Origin of the sequence: Mesorhizobium sp. INR15 (assembly GCF_015500075.1) — a bacterium.
Classification (GTDB): domain Bacteria; phylum Pseudomonadota; class Alphaproteobacteria; order Rhizobiales; family Rhizobiaceae; genus Mesorhizobium.
The window spans coordinates 5,597,606-5,616,489 of sequence record NZ_CP045496.1 but is presented as its reverse complement, the minus strand read 5'-3'; the positions used below and the strand labels follow the sequence as shown (position 1 = coordinate 5,616,489).

Sequence of the window (18,884 nt, the reverse complement as noted above, 5' to 3'; positions counted from 1 at the left end):
CAGGCTACTGCACGAGCACGGAGCGGCCGCAAGTCGCGCCCGTTACCCGCACATCGGCCTGGCCGACACCGACGCCCAGTGCGGAAAGCACATTGTAGAGCAAATCGTCGATCGGCGCCGTCACCCCGTTCAGCAGCGCCACCACCGCCGGCTTGACCGTTCCAAGCAGCGCGCTCACATCAAGCAGGGGCAGACCAAGCAAGTTGACCGACAATGACAGATTGCTGACCAGGGATGTGGTGAGCGACTGCGTGATGTTGCGCGTCGAAACGGTCTTGATCGTCTTGTTGGCAATGTCCGTCGCGTTGAAGGTCAGCGTCGTCGGATTGTTGTTGGTGATCGCGGTCGCCGCGGAACCCATCACCTGTATCAGCGGAATGTTGATCAGCAGCAGTCTGAGACTGACGTCCGCGATCTCGGCATCGGTGAAAGACTGCGGCTGGCTGAAGTCGCCGAAGCCGGAACTGTTGCTGTTGGCAAGATGCAAGGCTGCAACGCCTGGATGGGCGGCAATGGATACCGAAATGCTGGAGGGCCCGGTTGGGCAGGTAATGTCCGTCAGCTTGGCTTCGGCATAGGCGACTTCGACATTGAGCGGCACATTCACGGCTAGCAGGCTGATACCGCCGGCGAGACTGGGATTTCCAAGGCCAACAGATGCCACCAGCTTGATGCGCGTTTGGGCCGTCCGCACCGTGGTGCCAATCTGGCCGATCGATAGCCATGGTGAAAACTGTGCCGGCTCGCCGATTGCGATGGTGAGCGTTGTGGAGAGAAGGCCGGGGATGGTGGCGCCGAGATTGACCTGGGCCTGATTGGTGCCATTGGCCAGCACTGCGGCGGCCGTCAGCATTCCCATCGCGCTTGCATCGACGCCAAGGCCGGCCGGTGTCTGCCCTAGGCCCAGGCTGCCGACGGAGCCGAGATCGACAAGGCTGCTGAGTGGAACCTTGACCGTGCTGGTCGACTTGGATGCGATCGTCTGCAAGGCGAGCTTGGCCGTATTGCCTACACCTGGAACGTTGGCCATCGCGGTGGCGATTTGTCCGACAGTTGCCTTTGATGCCAGCACATCCGAATAGGTCGCGGCGGTCAGGTTCAATTGCGTGGACAAGGCACTGATAAAGGAGAGCACACTGACATCGGCCGAGATCAGCCCGTTATAGTCCATGACGCTCAGCGAGATATTGCCGCCCAGAAGGCTGCTAAGCAGGGAATTGAGGATGCCGCCGTTGACGCTCAGAAGCCTTGATCCGACCGAAAACGTCGCCTGCGGCGTCATCGTGGCGGTGGCCGCGGTACCAATGACCGGGGTGGGGATGAGCGAACTCGCGAAATAGCGGTTGGGGATTTTTTGCAGCGTGACATGGACCGCATTGTAGGGCGTCGCGCCGGCCTGGAAGCGCTGGGTCACATTGGCGGTTGCCGCCGTGTATCGTCCGGGAGTGATCGCCACGACTGTTTTCCCAACAGCCGCCGGGATTGTCTGTCCCGCGTTCTGGACGACCACATTTGGCATGCCGTTGTCGGTAAGCGTGGTCACCACCGCCGTCTGGATGTTGTTGATGTTCGAAGCACCGGTTATCGCTGCGAGATCGACGATGGACTGGGCTTCGCGGCGCTCGGTATATATCGAGGCCTCGTCGATGGCCACGGCGGCCAGCGCCAGGGCAACGGGCGCGCTCAGCGCCGTCATGACGGCGAAATTCGCTTTCCTGTCACCAAGCATCAGCCGTGCGAGCCGACTGATCTCGTTGCGGGTTTGCGCCAACATTCAGATGCCCCCGACGCGTATCGTTGACTGGCGTGAAATCGTCGTCCCGGGCATGGTCAACCCTGGGAACAGGTTCCAGATCGGCAGGTTGCGGGCGTCATACTGGATGGACACCACGAACTGGCTGCCGTCAGCCACGCTGTCCTTGGCCTGGTATGTCAGTTTGCTGGCGTCGACGAAGGGATAGCCGCCGGCATTGTTGGTGACAAAGCTGGCGACGAGCGTCTGGCGCTCGGTCTGGTTCAATCCGGCAAGTGCTGTACGGGCGGCATCCGCCGCGATCTGCTGTATCGAGCTGGCCGCGCCGAAGTATATACCGTATGCAACCATTCCGAGCAAAATCAGGAGAAAGAGCGGCGAGAGTAGAGCGAATTCGACCGCGGAAGTGCCGGACTCTTCTTTCCATTGCTTTGCTTTGCTTCGGATGAGAGTCGCTTTATTTGTTTCGATGTTCATGTCCTTCACGCATCTGAGATGGGGAGCCGTACAGAAGGTGCCAATAATGTAACCGGAGGTTGCTTAAGAACGCATTAACATATTCCAGCGTGTTCCCGCGTGCGGTGGTGACCTCGGAATTGACCGTGAAAAAGGCATCGAGGTGAGAAAATGAAGTCAAGCGCATGGTTTCGCCTGATGTTTTGGCCATCGCTGCACAGCTTTCGTGCTGGCTTACTTTGGGTGACCCAGAGAGTCTGTTGAAATAAAAATTCTCCACGCTAGTGTCTGGGCACCTGCTGCCGGAAGGGACCGGCGGCGCGCCCAAAAAAGGGGTCAGTTGATCGGCTTCGGGCGTCAACACTCAAACGGCGAGGCTGAGGGGCCGCGTCGACAGGGAGAACTTCATGCTGAAAAACATGCTGAAGGCGACGGTGTTCGCCACCACCATGACCTTGGCTGCTGGGGCGTTCTATTCGCCTGCTCTGGCCGAGACCGTCTACAACAGAGGCACCGCCGCCGAATCTGAATCGGTCGACCCGCACAAGACATCGACAGTCTATGAAGCCAATATCTTGCGTGACCTCTTCCAGGGATTGGTCATGCAGGATGAAAAGACCAACCTGATCCCAGGCGCCGCCGAAAGCTGGACGGTGTCGGATGACGGCACGGTCTACACATTCAAGCTGCGCGGAAATGGCCTCTGGTCAGACGGCAGCCCGGTGACCGCGGAAGACTTCGTCTACGCTTTCCGCAGGCTGGAAGATCCCGCCACCGGCGCCGAATACGCTTCGATGCTCTATCCGATCAAGAATGCCGAGGAGGTCAACACCAAGAAGGGCAAGCCTGAGGAAATGGGCGTCAAGGCCATCGACGCAACCACTCTGGAAGTGACACTGAAGGCGCCGACGCCCTATTTCCTCGAAATGCTGACTCACCAGGCAACCTATCCCGTCAGCAAGGCCTCCATCGAGAAACTCGGGGCCGATTGGATCAAGCCCGGCAATCTGGTCTCCAATGGCGCTTATACCTTGGCGGAATGGGTTCCCAATGACCACATGAAGCTGGTCAAGAATGCGAAATTCTGGGACGCGGCTACCGTCAAGATGGATGTTGTCAACTACATCCCGACCGAGGATCGCTCGTCGGCGATGAAGCGCTTCGAAGCCGGCGAATTGGACAGCTATGACGATCTGCCGACTGAACAGCTGGCGGACCTCAAGACCAAGTTCGGCGACCAGATTCGCGTCGGACCGCAGCTCGGCACCTACTACTACGCCATCAAGACGGACAAGGCGCCGTGGGACAACGCCGAACTGCGCAACGCCATCTCCATGGCCATCGACCGTGACTTCCTGGCTGAGAAGGTCTGGCAGAATGCGATGCTGCCCGGCTATTCCATGGTGCCTCCTGGCATCCAGGGCTACACGCCGGCGATGGCCAAATTCGCCGATATGTCGCAGATCGACCGCGAAGACGCGGCCAAGAAGGTCCTCGAGAAACTCGGCTATACGCCAGACAAGCCGCTGAAGATGGAGATCCGCTACAACACCTCGGAAAACCACAAGAACACCGCGGTCGCCATCCAGGAACAGCTGAAGCCGCTTGGTGTCGATGTCACTTTGCTCAACACGGATACCAAGACCCACTACTCCTTCCTTGAGCAGAAGGGCGACTATGACGTGGCGCGTGCCGCCTGGATCGCCGACTACAAGGATCCCGAAACCTTCCTTGGCATCTCGCGCAAGGCCAGCGGCAACAATTATTCGGATTACAACAGCGCGCCATACGAGGCGGCCATGGACAAGGCCGCAGCCGCTGGAGGCAAGCCCGAAGACCGCATGAAGGATCTGTCGGACGCCGAGCGTGTGCTGATCGACGATGTCGGCCAGATTCCGCTCCTCTACTACAGCTACCACGATATCGTTTCCTCGAAGCTGCATGGCTTCGTGGACAACGTGATGGACATCCATCCGTCGCGCTTCGTCAGCAAGGACTGATACCCTTGACCAGGCCGCCGCTCCATTCGGGGCGGCGGTTCCGGTTTGCCATCGCATCGGCCCGAAAGTCGGGATCGATTTCCGGAAAGCACGATGCGAAGATTTGAAGCGCTGGAGCGTGCTCGTCCAGGTGGACGCGTCGTTCCAGGTCAAGTGGGGCACCGATGCTGCGCTATGTACTCCGGCGGCTTTTGACCGCCATCCCGACGCTGTTCGTCATCGTGACGTTGGCGTTCTTCCTGATGCGCGTCGCTCCGGGGGGCCCGTTCAACCAGGAGCGGGGCTTGAGCCCCGAGATCAAGGCCAATCTCGAAGCCCAGTTCGGCCTGAACGATCCGCTCTGGCTGCAATATGCGCATTATCTCGGCAATCTGCTGCGCGGCAATTTCGGCCCGAGCTACAACATGCCGGACTTTACCGTCGGGGAGCTGTTCGCCAAGGGTCTGCCGATATCGATCCAACTCGGGGCTTCGGCACTTATTCTGGCTCTGCTGCTCGGCAGCGTGCTTGGCACCATTGCGGCGCTCAACCAGAACAAGCTTGGCGACTACGCGGTGATTGCGCTGGCGACCGCTGGCAGCACCATCCCGACTTTCGTAATTGCGCCGGTAATCCAGCTGCTGTTCGGGCTGACCTGGAAGCTCTTGCCGATCGGCGGCTGGGGCGATGGCGCCTTCATCAACAAGATCGGTCCGATCCTGACATTGGCCTTGCCGCAGATCGCCATAGTCGCGCGTCTGATGCGCGGCTCGATGATCGAATCGCTCCGCTCAAATCATATCCGCACGGCACGCGCGCTTGGCCTGTCCGACTGGTCGGTGGTGGTCAAGCACGCCTTGCGCGGCGCCGTTCTACCGATCGTTTCCTTCACCGGTCCTGCAGCGGCGGCACTGCTCACCGGTTCGGTCATCGTCGAGACCATCTTCTCCGTCCCGGGCGTAGGCCGCTACTTCGTCGATGCCGCTCTCAATCGCGACTACACGCTGGTGATGGGAACGGTGGTGGTGATCGCGATCTTCACCATCGTCTTCAACCTGATCGTCGACATCATGTACGCCGTGGTCGATCCGAGGGTGCGCTATGACTGACATCGCTGTAGCCGCACCGGTCGTTGGCCGCTCCCTTTGGGGGGACGCCTGGGCGCGCCTTAAGGCCAATCGCGCCTCCATGTTCAGTCTTTACTACCTGGTTCTGATCGGGCTTGTTAGCGTTTGTGGTCCATGGTTCGTGCCGCATCAGTACACGACCATCTATGCCGACTACGTGCGCATGCCGCCGAGCTTCTCCGCCTACCCGAAGGCCGACATGATCGAGACCGCGCTCAATGATGCCATCAAACGCATGCGCGTCGACATCAAGGACTGGCGCCAGGAGGGCAACCGCGTCTTTGTCACCGTTACCTCGACGAAGCCGTTGGACGATCGCAACATCCGCTATCTCGACCGTTCGGACGCCTTCGATGACACCAAGATCGAAAGCAAGTCGCCGGACGGTCTCGAAGTGGTGATGAGCGCCGCGATCAAGCAGCAATACTTCCTGTTCGGCACCGACAATACGGGCCGCGATCTGCTGTCGCGAACGCTGATGGCTGGCCGTGTCTCGCTGGCCATTGGCCTGCTTGCCGGCGTTGTCGCCGTGGCGATCGGCGTGCTCTATGGCGCCACCGCGGGCTTTTCCGGTGGCAAGGTCGACGAGGTGATGATGCGCATCGTCGATGTGCTCTATTCGCTGCCGTTCATCTTCTTCGTCATCATGCTGGTGGTCTTCTTCGGCCGAAACTTCGTGCTGATGTTCCTGGCCGTTGGCGCGGTCTTGTGGCTCGACATGGCGCGCATCGTACGTGGTCAGGCGCTGTCGATCAGGCGTCAGGAATATGTCCAGGCGGCGGAGGCAATGGGTGTTGGCGCGCGCGGCATTCTTGTGCGCCACGTTGTTCCCAACCTGCTTGGCCCGGTGGTGATCTACATGACACTGCTGGTGCCGCAGGTCATTATCCTGGAGAGCTTCCTGTCCTTTCTCGGCCTGGGCATCCAGGAGCCAATGACCAGCTGGGGCGTGCTGATTTCGGTCGGTGCCAAGAACATCGGCACCGCCAACTGGCTGCTTTTGTTCCCGGCTTTCTTCCTGGTTTCCACGCTGTTCGCACTGAATTTCGTCGGTGATGGCCTGCGCGATGCGCTCGACCCGAAGGATCGCTGAGATGGACACGCCAGAAACCATTCTCAGCGTAAAAGATCTCCGCGTCCGCTTCCGCACACTTGATGGCGCGGTCGAGGCGGTGAAGGGCATCAACATTCACGTCAAGGCAGGTGAAACCGTCGCGGTGGTCGGCGAATCCGGCTCCGGCAAGAGCCAGACGATGATGGCGGCGATGAGCCTGCTTGCCTCGAATGGTGAGGCCACGGGTTCGGTCGATTATCGCGGCCGTAATCTTCTGACGCTGAGCAAATCCGAGCTCAACAAGGTGCGCGGCGCCAAGATCAGCATGATCTTCCAGGAGCCGATGACTTCGCTCGATCCGCTCTACTCGATCGGCAATCAGCTGATTGAGCCGATCCGCCGGCATCGCGGCCTTGGTGCGGCACAGGCAAGAGAAGAGGCGCTCAAGCTGTTGCGGCTGGTGCATATTCCCGATCCCGAGCGGCGGATGAAATCCTATCCGCATGAGATGTCGGGCGGCCAGCGTCAGCGCGTCATGATCGCCATGGCGCTCGCCAACGATCCCGACATCCTGATCGCCGACGAACCGACGACCGCACTCGACGTGACCATCCAGGCGCAGATCCTCATGCTTCTGGCCGAGTTGCAGCGCAAGCTCGGCATGGCGATTGTCTTCATCACCCACGACCTTGGCATCGTCCGCCGCTTCGCCGACCGGGTCTATGTCATGCGCTATGGCGAGGTGGTCGAGGAGGGCGAGGCGGAAGCACTGTTCGCCAACCCGCAGCATGCCTACACCCGGATGCTTCTGGCCGCCGAGCCAACAGGGACCAAGGCGCCGCCGCCGCCGAACGCGCCGGTGCTGCTCGAAGGCCGTAACGTCGAGGTCACCTTCAAGATCGGCGGCGGTTTCCTTGGTGGCGAGCCGTTGATGCTGCAGGCGGTCGATCACATTTCGATCCGGCTGAAGAAAAATCAGACCATCGGCATCGTCGGCGAATCCGGTTCAGGGAAATCGACGCTCGGCCGCGCCCTGCTGCGGCTCTTGCCGAGTGACGGTGTCATCCGTTTCGGGGATCGCGACATTTCCGGCGCCGACCGACAGGCGATGCGGCCACTGCGGCGTGAATTGCAACTGGTCTTCCAGGATCCGTTCGGTTCGCTGTCGCCGCGTATGACCATCGGCCAGGTCATTACCGAGGGGCTTCTGGTGCACGAACCGAACCTCTCGGGCAAGCAACGCGACGCGCGCGCGGTCGAGGCGTTGCGCGAAGTCGGGCTCGATCCCAACACGCGCAACCGCTATCCGCATGAATTCTCCGGCGGACAACGGCAACGCATCGCCATTGCCCGCGCCATGATCCTGAAACCCAAGGTCGTGGTGCTCGACGAGCCAACCTCGGCGCTTGATCGCTCCGTCCAGAAACAGATCGTCGAGCTGCTGCGCAAGCTGCAGGCAGATCACGAACTGTCCTACCTCTTCATCAGCCACGATCTGTCTGTCGTGCGCGCCATGGCCGACTACATCATCGTCATGAAGCAAGGCAAGATCGTCGAAGAGGGGCCGACAGAGGCGATTTTCGGCAACCCACAGGACAGCTACACACAGACGCTGATGGCCGCGGCCATCGATGTTACACGCTTCAGGCTGAGCGCCTGAGGCGCCTGGCTGATCGGAATTCCGCCCTGGCTGTGGCCGGCCAGTGGACTTTCCGACTGGTGATGCTGCGCTGATTTCTGCCAATTGCGTCTGAAATACCTGTATGCGCAGATAGGCTCGCCAGAACTGTTTTGGCAGGCCCAGCGTGCCTCAGTCGACAGCACGATCAGTGAAAGATGGCGGTATGTTTCACGAGCAGAAGAGCTTCACCCTGGTCTCGGCGCACTTTGGAGACATGTTCTGGATCGAGCAGATGTCCGCCCGGGTCGGCTCGGCGTCTCGGCCCGCCTCGCTGCGGGCAATCCGCATTGTCGATCAGGATAGAAACGTCGAGATCGCCCGCCAACTCGCCGGTCTGCCGGGGCATCCCGAGGTGCTGACGTTTCCGGAAGACCAGGTGCAGATCGACCGGCTCGGTCATGACCATGCCGCGGCGCTGGATCGATGCAGGCAGCTGAAATATGGCACGACCCACATCATCCTGCTCGATTCCGATTGCTTTCCGATCGCCGCGGACTGGCTCGAGCGCGTGACTCTGTTGCTCGGCGATCACCAGGCGATCGTGGCGCGAGACCCCCTGAAATATGGGTTGTCCCACCCTTGCTTCATGGTGTTGCCGGTTGCCGTTCTTCCAGAACTGAACTTCAGCGAAGGCTTGCTTGAGGTGGGCATTGATACCGGCCGTCTGATAGGACTTCAGCTTTCCAAGCTGGGCTACAAGGTGCGGTGGGATGAGCCGGCCCGGGCTTTTCGCGGCAAGAGAGGGCACTATTACCTTGATGGCGCGCTCTATCACCACGGCAGCGCATCCTTTGCCAGTTCACCGCAGCGGCAATTGCGCAGCCAGGTTGAACCCAGCATCGAACGCTTCTTTCAAGCCAAGGTCGGGCGAGGGGACTTCGCGTTGACGCTTGCCGATCGCGCCTATTTGCGATTGCTCAAACGGCTCGGGCGGTCTTGAGACTTGGCGACGCTCACCTTCAAAAGCAACTCCAGCCGGCACGTGCGTCCCGAAGGCGATGAGACATGCAATATCTGAATGCTCATCCGCTTGTGACCAATCTTCCTGTCGTGCTGAATTACTTCGCCAAGCGTGGGGAGCGCGAAGAAGATTTCACCGTGTTCTTGCAGGATGAGCACAATCTGGTGCTCCCCGGTGGCCGTGGAATTCCTCGAAAATGCAAGGCTGGGCGCATACCGTCCATGTTCGACAACGGAGAGAATTACCTCGTAAGGGTCGTCAACGAGCGTCAATATAAATCCGCCGATGTAGTGATCGAATACAATATGCCGAATATCGTCAATATTCGAACGAACAAAATTTTCAGGCCGGCCATTGAGCGAAAGATTGTCTATGGGCCGGCGATTCCCTTCGAATATTCCAATGGCACGGCCAGGACCATCGACGTGATGACCAACATCATCAACACGCAGGAACCCAGGCGGGCATCTCTTGTGGAAAGTCTCGAGAGAAGAATTCCGGGGTACAGGAATATTCAGGGCATTTATGATCTGGATGCGCTGCGATCGACATATCAGAACGCCAAGATAGTCGTGAATGCGCATCAAACATGGCACCACCATTCCATTGAGGAATTCCGGGTGCTGCCAGCCCTGTCGCAGGGCTGTGTTGTTGTCAGCGAAGACGTGCCGTTGCGAGAAACAATTCCGTATCACAAGCATGTAATTTGGTGTCGCTACGAGGATATCGCTGAAGTTACGGCGGATGTTCTTGCGAATTATGAGAGCGTCTTTGACCGAATTCATGGTCAGCCAGGGCTCTCGAATTTATTGGCGTCCATGATCGATGATTTCGAAAACTCGATGGACGCGGTCATTGCCGTCCCTCGCCGGACGAGGTCCGTCGTGTCGGCAGCCAACCACCTCTGGCGGCACTTTCGAGGGAACTCCTAGGATTTGGCAAAAGAACAAATCTTTGGCATTTGCGAGGCGAAAGCTGACCCACAGCTTCTTCGACCTTGCGAGCACGCTGCGAAACCAACACGTCGCGGTCCGTTCAAGCCGGTCAAGCTGCAATGAGGTTCCTATGCCAGGAGACGGCAATAGCAACCGCACTGCGAGGCGAATCGCGGTCGCTCCGATACATCTTAAGAAGTAGAGACAGGTCGGGAAGCTAGTCCGTACGGACTATCCGGCTGAGATTGCGGGAACAAGTTCCGCAACTGCGAGTTGCTAATCTACATCGCCATTCGCGAGTTGCCGCGTAAACAAGGCGATGACTGAATTGACAGCAGATACACGGGCGGCGGCCTTATGTTAGGACTAGATCCGGTGAAATTTGAAGATGAAGCAGATGGGGACACCAAGCATCCGTCTTTCATTGATTCCGGCAAAAGCAAATGGCGGTATAGCGCTATCCCTCTGGGCATATTGGCCCTGTGGCTGGTGTCTCCGGAAGACAAAGGCGCTGCTATTCAAAAGCAGCTCGATGCCGCGCAGAGCGAATTAGCGGCGGTGAAATCGGACTTGGTTTTAATGCAGAGCGTTGCCCATGTTGCAAGCGTGCAAGCGCGTTCGTCCAGCGATACTGCGGTTGAGCAGAAACAGCTGTTGGAAACAGAGCGGCGGCGGGCGGATACGCTGGTGCACGATTTGGCCGTGGCGAAGCACACCATTGGAGATCTCAAAGCCAAAGCCGAACTCGCGGACCACGCTCGTCAGGTGGACGAAACGTCGTTCGCCAAGGTGAGCAAGGCGCTCGATGAGGCTGGGCAGCAGGCTGATATTTCTGAACAGCGGCTCGCCACACTTCTCCAAGCGAGCAATGTTAGCAAGGCAAGCGCAGACACGAATGCGGTGGAGCGGACTGCAGCGGTTAGGGCACAGGCGGTAGCCGAAGCCGCGTTAAAGGCAGCCAACGACACCCTTGAACAGGAACGAGCACTGGCAGCATCAAGAGGACGTGATCTGGAGAAAGCTAACGTGGAACGGGATGCTGCGTATCAGCGTTCGGCAGAGTTGACTGCGGCTTTGGAACAGGATCGCCAAAGGTTGGCCGGCATGGCCGGCGACCTCAGCGCTGCCCATAAGACAATTGAGGACATGAAAACCCAAAGCGACCGGCTAGCTAAAGGCCCGGAGCGATCGCCGAAAGTGCGCGCTACTGCAAATGCGCCGACAAGCTTGCCAGGCCGGCCCCCCCGTCAATCTGGATTGGGCGGAAAACAGAAGTCCGAAACTAGAAAATCAAGACGGGTTATCGAGGCGACCATAACACTTCCCGACGCATTGCTCCCGATCCCGCCAATCAACCAGTAACAGTTTTCCAAAGGCAGTAGTGATGATTAGATTCGTGCCCCATTGGGAGTTCAGTGATGTGTAAACATGTGGCTGCCGTTTTTATCATTGGACTGACAATTGCACCTGCATCAGCTCGTGACACAGGATTGGGCGGTCATGTCGGAGGTATCGGAGCGGGTGCTGCAGTCAGCGGAAGCACGAATGGCATATCTGCGGGTGCTGGGGTGAGCGTCGGCGGCGTCAGCGTTGGTACTGGTGTGAGCGCCGGTCAGCAAGGCCTATCCGCAGGGACTGGAGTAAACAATGGCAGTGTGGGTGGAACAACTGTCGGCGGATCGGTCAGCACTGGCACAGCCTCGCTCGGCACAAGCGGCAATCTCGGCAGCAAGGGCGTTTCGACTGGAATAGGCAACCTCTCGCCCGCTGTAACGACAGCCGGTTCAACCCCGAACAACGCCGCTGGTTCTTCGTCCCTGCAAGCCAATGAGTTGCCAACTACTTTGAGGCCTTCCAAGCTTAATGGCGGCAATAGCAGGCTGATTTCGGATGGTTACCCATTCGGGCCCTTGGCAGCCTTCAACACTGCCCCAGGCACCCCGCCTGAAGTCGTGAGCGCATGCCGCGCGGCGATATTATCGGCGGCGAAACCGCTTGGAGCGGTGCGCGTGTTTGCGGTGAGTGCCGGTCTTTTGCGTCAAGGCCAAGGTTTAATGATTGCGCCTATACACGTGCGAATAGACTACGCACATAAAGGGGCTGTTCAAACCCGGCAGGCTAAAATCAGCTGCACGCTTGACGCGGCAGGAACAGTCACAGCGGTGATATAAATCGCGGACTCGAATATATAACGCCACGCCAACGGCATCGATGTCTGCCACTAACTTGAGCCGCTTCCGGAGTTTGTTCGTAAGATCAACCTCGATGATAGGAACGTCTATTGCAGCGATCGAGTCACACTTCCTTATAAGCCGCGTATCGGCACGCTGACCTGCTCTCCTGAGATCGATTCTATAAATTCGCTGACGCCCGACAACCATGGCGGCAACATCGATTTGCCGGATATGGGACCGGGGAGCGTGACATACCTGCCCGTTCGCTCGCCCGGCGCGCGTGTCTTTATCGGTGACGCTCATACCTGCCAGGGGGATGGCGAGGTTTGCGGGGTTGCAGTCGAGTACTCTGCAACCGTTACCATCCGCGTCGACCTTATCAAAGGTTGGACAATGGCCAGCCTTGAAACTACTGATCTCATCATGGCTATCGGAAGCGCAGGGCCACTGGAGGATGCAACTTCGCATCGCCTATCGCGAACTTATCCATTGGATGGTCGCCGAATTCGGCTTCGACAAGTGGGACGCCTATATGCCGCTCAGCCAATGCGGCATCGTTCGATTGGGTAATTTCGTTGACCCAAAACATTCCGTCGCCGCCAGCGTAAAGAAAACAATACTCGCTCGTTGAGGCAAATACGCTAGTGTTCGGACGGAAACTTATTTCGCCGTCGCGCATCCGCGGTTTCTGGCCGTGCGAATGGCCTCTGCCTGCTGCTGCAGCCGATCGATCCTGACCGTCTCGCGGGAGGCGACGGCAGTCGCTACGCGCGATCCGCCGAGCAGCCAGTTGGGAATGCTGGTCTGCGCGACCTTGCCGCGCGTGACGGCTGTTTGAGAGATATCGCGCGAGACATCTCCCAGAGCAGTGTTGAGCTCCGGGCAGGTCATTTGATCGTATTTGGCCGGATCGACCCTTCCGCCAAGCGAGGAGCAGCCTGCTACAACACACACGGTTAGCAGCAGGCTTGCCGTTGAAATCAATCTCATGTCTGCAATCTACCCCAGGGTCTGTCGCATTGCTGGTCTGATCCTAGCATCAAACTAGGGCCAGCCTCTGTTTCGTCAAAGAAGGCCAGCCTGCGGGCTATGACAGCAATGAATGCCAGGCCGCCAGGGGAAACAGGCAGGCTGTGTGGGATATGAAGAAAGCTGACGAATACGACAGAAGCGTTGTCATTGCCGCTTGCAGGAACGGAGGGCGGCGGCTATAAGCCCGCGGTCTGGTCACGGAGTGTAGCGCAGCCTGGTAGCGCACCTCGTTCGGGACGAGGGGGTCGCAGGTTCAAATCCTGCCACTCCGACCAGAAAAAACAAGCACTTGGCTGCTTGTTTCTCCCGAAATCCCTCCAACGGAAACCAACCTCTGACGAGGGGAAAACACCCGCTGGGTAAACGGGGCTTAAAGGCTTATCTGGTAGCCGTCAGGTCGCAACCGCCTGAGTTGTGGTTCCAACTGCTGGGAGTTTTGCTGTCTTGCCCTTGACGATCGTTGGCGAAGCTCGGCCCAACACTTTCGAGTTCGAAACCTCGGCGCTGATCAAGGCGTCCGGTTTTCGTGAATATGATGCGCGCTGGTGGTTCGGTCATCCGGGCTCGGCGCAATTGCCGGAACTCAACCTGATCGGTGTCCAGGCGCTCGGCATGGGTCTCGGCACTTTGATCCACCGGCTGGGCGCCGCCCCCGACATCGTCACCGGGCATGACTTCCGCTCCTACTCGCTCGCCATCAAATTGGCTCTGGTGTCCGGCCTGATGGCCGCCGGCGCGCGGGTGAAGGATATCGGCCTGGCTCTGTCGCCGATGGCCTACTTCGCCCAGTTCGCGCTCGACACGCCCTCGGTGGCCATGGTGACCGCTTCGCACAATGAGAACGGCTGGACCGGCGTGAAGATGGGAGCGGCGCGGCCGCTGACCTTCGGTCCGGAGGAGATGAGTGCGCTGAAGGCGATCGTGCTGGCTGGCGATTTCGATCTTGCCGGCGGTGGTACCTATGACTTCATTCCGGGCTTTCGCGAGACCTATCTCCAAGACCTGACAGCCGGCAAGCGCATCACCCGTAAGCTCAAGGTCGTCGCAGCCTGCGGCAACGGCACCGCCGGCGCTTTTGCGCCGCAAGCTCTGGAAAGCATCGGCTGCGAGGTCATCCCGCTGGATGTCGAGCTCGACCATACTTTTCCGCGCTACAACCCCAATCCCGAGGACATGCGGATGCTGCATGCCATCCGGGACAAGGTGCTGGAGGCTGGTGCCGACGTTGGGCTTGGTTTCGATGGCGATGGCGACCGCTGCGGCGTGGTCGACAATGAAGGCAACGAGATCTTTGCCGACAAGGTCGGCGTGATGCTGGCGCGGGATATTTCGCGGCTGCACCCTGGCTCAACCTTCGTCGTCGACGTCAAGTCCACCGGCCTGTTCAACACCGATGCCGAGCTGAAGGCCAATGGCGCGGTCACCGACTACTGGAAGACCGGTCATTCCCACATCAAGCGGCGCGTTGCCGAACTCGGCGCCATCGCCGGCTTCGAAAAGTCGGGTCACTTCTTCTTCAATCCGCCGATTGGCCGCGGTTATGACGATGGCCTGGTGACCGCCATCGCCATCTGCCAGATGCTTGATCGCAATCCGCGAAGCGCGATGGCTGACCTCTACCGGGCCCTGCCGTTGACCTTCGGCACGCCAACCATGTCGCCGCATTGCGACGACGCGCTGAAATACGGCGTGGTCGAGCGTGTGGTCTCCGATTTTCAGGCGATGCGAGACAGCGGCGCGGCCTTCGCCGGTCAGAAGATTGTCGATCTGATTACGGTCAATGGCGTCCGTGTCGTCGCCGAGGACGGCACCTGGGGCCTCGTGCGGGCCTCTTCGAACAAGCCGGAGCTTGTCGTCGTGATCGAGAGCCCGATATCGTCCGAGCGTCGCCGTGAGATGTTCGAGGGCGTCGACGCGGTGCTGCGCCGCAGCCCGGAAGTTGGCGCCTACAACCAGACCTTCTAGAGCATGGGAAATTCATGACCGAACGGATCGTCAGTTTTGTCATGAGCGGCGGTGTTGGCTCACGGCTGTGGCCGCTGTCGCGAGAGGACAACCCCAAGCAATTTCATGATTTCTCCGGCGACGGCTCGATGCTAGCCAAGACCTTGCAGCGGTTGGTCGCGCGGCCAAACGGGCGAACGCCGATCTTCCTCATTGCCGCCGAGCGCCATGCGGACCGGGTCCACGCCGACCTTGCCGGCATTGACTTGTCCGGCGGTGGCCCGCTGTTCGAACCGACCGGTCGCAACACCGCCGCCGCCGTTGCGCTGGCGACATTGCGCACGCTGTCCGAATTCGGCGACAGCCTAGTGCTGGTGGTGCCTTCCGACCATGAAATCTCGACGCCCGGGCAATTCTGGCAAAGCGTCGAGAACGGCGCTGCCGCGGCGCGTGCTGGCCGGCTGGTGGTGTTCGGCATCAAACCCAGCCAGCCCGAAACGGGCTATGGCTATATCGAAGTGGCTGGCGAAAAGGGCGGCGTTCGCGACGTGTCGCGCTTTGTCGAGAAGCCGGATCTTGCGACGGCACAGAGCTATCTCGCCGCCGGAAATTTCTACTGGAATACCGGCATCTTCCTGTTTCGCGCCAGCGCCATGCGCGATGCCTTCCTGGCCTTCCAGCCTGACATCTGGACCGCTACCGAGCTTGCCTACAGGGCCGCTACGAATGACCTGTCCGGGCTCTACATGCCGTTGGAGCTGTATGCCGCCATCCCCTCGAATTCGATCGACTACGCAATCATGGAGCGTGCCAGGGACATAGCCATGGTGCCGGCCGGTTTTCGCTGGAACGATCTCGGTTCCTGGCAGTCGCTGCTCGATGTCGGCCCCTCCGATGGTCAAGGCAACGTCATCGTTGGTGACGTCGTCGCCATTGATTGCGAGAATTCCTATATCCGCAGCGACGGTCGCCTCTTGTCCGCCATTGGCCTCAGGGACGTTGCCATCGTCTCGACCGTGGATGCGACCTTCGTTGCCCCGGTCAGCCACAGCCAGCACGTCAAGAAGATCGTCGAGCAGTTGGAAAAGAGCGGGCGGCTGGAGACTCGGTTCACGCCGGCGCATGACCGCGTCATCGAAAGTGGTGCCTGGCGCCGGCGTGTCCATCACTGGCTGTTCCAGGAAACCTTGCCTTTGTGGTCGACGGTCGGCGTCGACGAGCGCCACGGCGGCTTCCACGATTCCCTGGGCTTCGATGCCGCGCCGCTGTTGAAGCCCAAGCGCATGCGCACGCAGGCGAGACAGGTCTATGCTTTTGCTGTTGCCAAGGCGCGCGGCTGGGAAGGCCCGGCCGATCGACTGATCAGCCACGGCATCGAGTTCATGTCCAGAAACGGCCGTACGGAAAGAGGCGGCTGGGCGCGGACGCTCAATGTCGATGGCAGCGTTGTCGATGCCACGGAGGATGCCTACGACCATTCCTGCGTGCTCCTGGCGCTGGCGCACGCCCACATATCGGGAAACCCGGATGCGCTGAGGCTTGGCGAGGAGACTTTTGCGTTCCTCGACGCCCACCTCGAGGACCGTCGCATGACGGGTTTCCTCGAGACGTCAGCGGGCGAGGGCGAGCGTCGCTCGAACCCGCATATGCATTTGCTAGAAGCCTTCCTCGCCTGGCATCAAGCGACCGGCGATCGCGCCTATCTTCGGCGCGCCGCTCGTATCATAGACCTCTTCCGCAGCCATTTCTTCGACCCGGAAAGCTGGACACTCGGCGAATTCTTCGATGGCGAATGGAAACCGGCGAGCGGCGAGAAGGGCCAATGGACTGAACCCGGCCATCATTTCGAATGGGCATCACTGCTGGTCGACTTCGCCGGACGCAGCGGCCAGAGCGAGCTGAACGGTTTTGCCCGAAAACTCTACGCTTCGGCGATCGCCAATGGGCTCAACCGCGCAACGGGCCTTGCCTATGGCGCCGTCTCACGCCAAGGCCTGCCACTTGACCTGATATCACGCAGTTGGCCGCAGACCGAGGCGATCAAGGCGGCAATCGCGCTCGATGGTTCGGGTGGACCTGATCTGAAGCCGGAAATCGAGGCCCGGGTTGGCCGCCTGTTCCGCTGGCACATCGATCCGGCGCCGCTCGGCCTGTGGATCGACCGCATCGACGAACGCGGCCGCTCGCTGGCATCAGACGTGCCGGCCAGCATCTTCTATCATCTGGTCTGCGCGCTGACCCAGTATCTCGACGGGACCGCCGATAAGCCTCAGTAAGGCGCAGCCACGTCGCCGGTCTCGACATAGATCGACTTCAGTTGCGAATAGAGCGACAGCGCCGCCAGGGAGTTTTCGCGGCCGATGCCGGACTGCTTGAAGCCGCCGAAGGGGACTTCGACCGGCGTCAGATTGTAAGTGTTGATCCAACATGTGCCGGCCTGCAGCTCGGCAATGACACGATGGGCACGCGGCAGGTCGCGCGTGAACACGCCGGCGGCGAGGCCGAATTCGGTATCATTGGCGCGGTCGATCACCTCGTCCTCGCCGTCGAATTTCAGCACGCTCATCACGGGACCGAAAATCTCTTCGCGGGCGATGCGCATGGTGTCGGTGACGCCGGTGAACACCGTCGGCTCGACGAAGAAGCCACCCTGGAAACCTTGCAGCGAAGGCACATTGCCGCCGCAGGCGAGCGTCGCTCCATCCTGCTTGCCGATCTCGATGTAGCCGACGACCTTTTCGTGCTGCGCCTTGGAAACCAGCGGTCCCATCTGCGTTTCCGGATCGAGCGGATCGCCAATGCGGATTTTCTTGGTCCGCTCGACCAAGCGTTCGACGAAGCGGTCGTGGATGCCGCTCTGCACGAAGACGCGCGTGCCGTTGGAGCAGATCTGGCCGGTCGAATAGAAATTGCCGAGCATGGCGCCGCCAATGGCGTTTTCGAGATCGGCATCGTCGAAGACGATCAGGGGCGACTTGCCGCCGAGTTCCATCGTCGCGTGCTTCATCTTCGAGCCGGCGAGCGACAGCACCTTGCGGCCGGTTGGCACCGAGCCGGTCACTGACACCTTGGCGACGACGTCGTGACCGACAAGGCCGGCGCCGACATCGCCATAACCTTGCACAACGCTGAACAGCCCATCGGGGAGGCCGGCCTCGGTGTAGATCTCCGCCAAGGCCAGCGCGGAAAGCGGCGTGTTTTCCGAAGGCTTGAACACCATGGCGTTGCCCATGGCGAGCGCCGGGGCTGATTTCCAGCCGGCGATCTGGATCGGGTAATTCCAGGCGCCGATGCCGACGCAAACACCCAGTGCCTCGCGCCGCGTGTAGGCGAAGGGCCCGCCAAGATCGACGGACTCGCCATTGTAGGCGGCAATCGCACCTCCGAAATATTCGAGGCAGTCGGCAGCCGATGGAGCATCCGCCACCAGCGTCTCCTGGATCGCCTTGCCGGTGTCGAGCGTCTCGATGCGGGCAAGGTCGGCGTTGCGGGCACGCAGGATGTCCGCGGCGCGGCGCAGGATGCGGCCGCGCTCGACCGGCTTCAGCCGCGCCCAGGCCGGCTGCGCGGCGCGCGCCGCCTCGATGGCAAGCTCCAGCACGTTCGGCGTTGCCGAGCGCAGCATGGCGATCGTCTCACCGGTTGCCGGATAGATGACCGGCAGCGGCGCGCCGCCTTCATCTTCGATGTAGCGTCCGTTGACATAGTGCGATGCCGTGGGCTGGGCGCGCATGGGGAAGTCTCCAACTCGTCTTTGCCCAGGATGGGCGGCTCAATCTATCGGGCAG

The 18,884-nt window shown here is 60.0% G+C and carries 14 protein-coding genes, 1 tRNA gene and 1 pseudogene; 12 read left to right on the top strand and 4 right to left on the bottom strand.

The window, feature by feature from the left end; all coding sequences use genetic code 11:
* Positions 1–4: 4 nt before the first annotated feature.
* Entirely contained in the window at positions 5–1,774 is a 1,770-nt protein-coding gene (locus tag GA829_RS27465) for a pilus assembly protein TadG-related protein (protein WP_258051987.1), read from the bottom strand.
* The gene (locus GA829_RS27460; protein WP_195175705.1) at positions 1,775–2,230 is read right to left on the bottom strand and encodes a TadE/TadG family type IV pilus assembly protein; all 456 of its coding nucleotides are present in this window, start codon (positions 2,228–2,230) and stop codon (positions 1,775–1,777) included. It lies immediately after the preceding gene.
* 386 nt (positions 2,231–2,616) lie between these two features.
* Here GA829_RS27460 and GA829_RS27455 point away from each other — a divergent pair, with 386 nt between their 5' ends.
* From GA829_RS27455 to GA829_RS36905, 9 genes and pseudogenes are all read left to right on the top strand, one after another.
* Positions 2,617–4,209: a peptide ABC transporter substrate-binding protein gene (locus GA829_RS27455; RefSeq protein ID WP_195175704.1), complete on the top strand. Its 1,593-nt coding sequence runs from the start codon at positions 2,617–2,619 to the stop codon at positions 4,207–4,209.
* A gap of 164 nt (positions 4,210–4,373) precedes the next feature.
* Complete coding sequence (locus GA829_RS27450; protein WP_195175703.1) at positions 4,374–5,297, top strand: ABC transporter permease subunit; 924 nt, start codon at positions 4,374–4,376, stop codon at positions 5,295–5,297.
* The gene (locus tag GA829_RS27445; protein WP_195175702.1) at positions 5,290–6,408 is read left to right on the top strand and encodes an ABC transporter permease; all 1,119 of its coding nucleotides are present in this window, start codon (positions 5,290–5,292) and stop codon (positions 6,406–6,408) included. The genes GA829_RS27450 and GA829_RS27445 overlap by 8 nt, the downstream gene beginning before the upstream one ends.
* Position 6,409: 1 nt before the next feature.
* On the top strand, positions 6,410–8,029 hold the full coding sequence (locus GA829_RS27440; protein WP_195175701.1) for an ABC transporter ATP-binding protein: 1,620 nt from the start codon (positions 6,410–6,412) through the stop codon (positions 8,027–8,029).
* A gap of 184 nt (positions 8,030–8,213) precedes the next feature.
* Positions 8,214–8,990 carry a glycosyltransferase family protein gene (locus tag GA829_RS27435; RefSeq protein ID WP_195175700.1) on the top strand — a complete coding sequence of 259 codons (777 nt, stop codon included), beginning with the start codon at positions 8,214–8,216 and terminating at the stop codon, positions 8,988–8,990.
* Positions 8,991–9,055: 65 nt separating this feature from the next.
* On the top strand, positions 9,056–9,943 hold the full coding sequence (locus tag GA829_RS27430; protein ID WP_195175699.1) for a hypothetical protein: 888 nt from the start codon (positions 9,056–9,058) through the stop codon (positions 9,941–9,943).
* 378 nt (positions 9,944–10,321) lie between these two features.
* Entirely contained in the window at positions 10,322–11,308 is a 987-nt protein-coding gene (locus GA829_RS27425) for a coiled-coil domain-containing protein (protein ID WP_195175698.1), read from the top strand.
* Positions 11,309–12,351: 1,043 nt separating this feature from the next.
* Positions 12,352–12,507, top strand: a pseudogene (locus GA829_RS37630) (acetamidase/formamidase family protein); the annotation flags it as partial.
* Between the two features lie 16 nt (positions 12,508–12,523).
* Positions 12,524–12,751, top strand: coding sequence for a hypothetical protein (locus GA829_RS36905; RefSeq protein ID WP_258051986.1), 228 nt, complete (start codon positions 12,524–12,526; stop codon positions 12,749–12,751).
* A 29-nt stretch (positions 12,752–12,780) separates the two neighbouring features.
* On the opposite strand, the gene GA829_RS27415 is transcribed toward GA829_RS36905, so the two are convergent.
* Positions 12,781–13,110, bottom strand: a complete 330-nt coding sequence (locus GA829_RS27415) for a hypothetical protein (RefSeq protein WP_195175697.1) — start codon at positions 13,108–13,110, stop codon at positions 12,781–12,783.
* Between the two features lie 240 nt (positions 13,111–13,350).
* Between GA829_RS27415 and GA829_RS27410 the strand changes: the two genes are divergently transcribed.
* From GA829_RS27410 to GA829_RS27400, 3 genes are all read left to right on the top strand, one after another.
* A tRNA-Pro gene (locus tag GA829_RS27410) sits at positions 13,351–13,427 on the top strand.
* Between the two features lie 169 nt (positions 13,428–13,596).
* On the top strand, positions 13,597–15,117 hold the full coding sequence (locus GA829_RS27405) for a phosphomannomutase/phosphoglucomutase (RefSeq protein ID WP_195175696.1): 1,521 nt from the start codon (positions 13,597–13,599) through the stop codon (positions 15,115–15,117).
* Positions 15,118–15,131: 14 nt separating this feature from the next.
* Complete coding sequence (locus tag GA829_RS27400; RefSeq protein WP_195175695.1) at positions 15,132–17,372, top strand: AGE family epimerase/isomerase; 2,241 nt, start codon at positions 15,132–15,134, stop codon at positions 17,370–17,372.
* Here the strand turns inward: GA829_RS27400 and betB are convergent.
* On the bottom strand, positions 17,366–18,829 hold the full coding sequence (betB, locus tag GA829_RS27395) for a betaine-aldehyde dehydrogenase (protein ID WP_195175694.1): 1,464 nt from the start codon (positions 18,827–18,829) through the stop codon (positions 17,366–17,368). The genes GA829_RS27400 and betB overlap by 7 nt on opposite strands.
* Between the last annotated feature and the right edge of the window lie 55 nt (positions 18,830–18,884).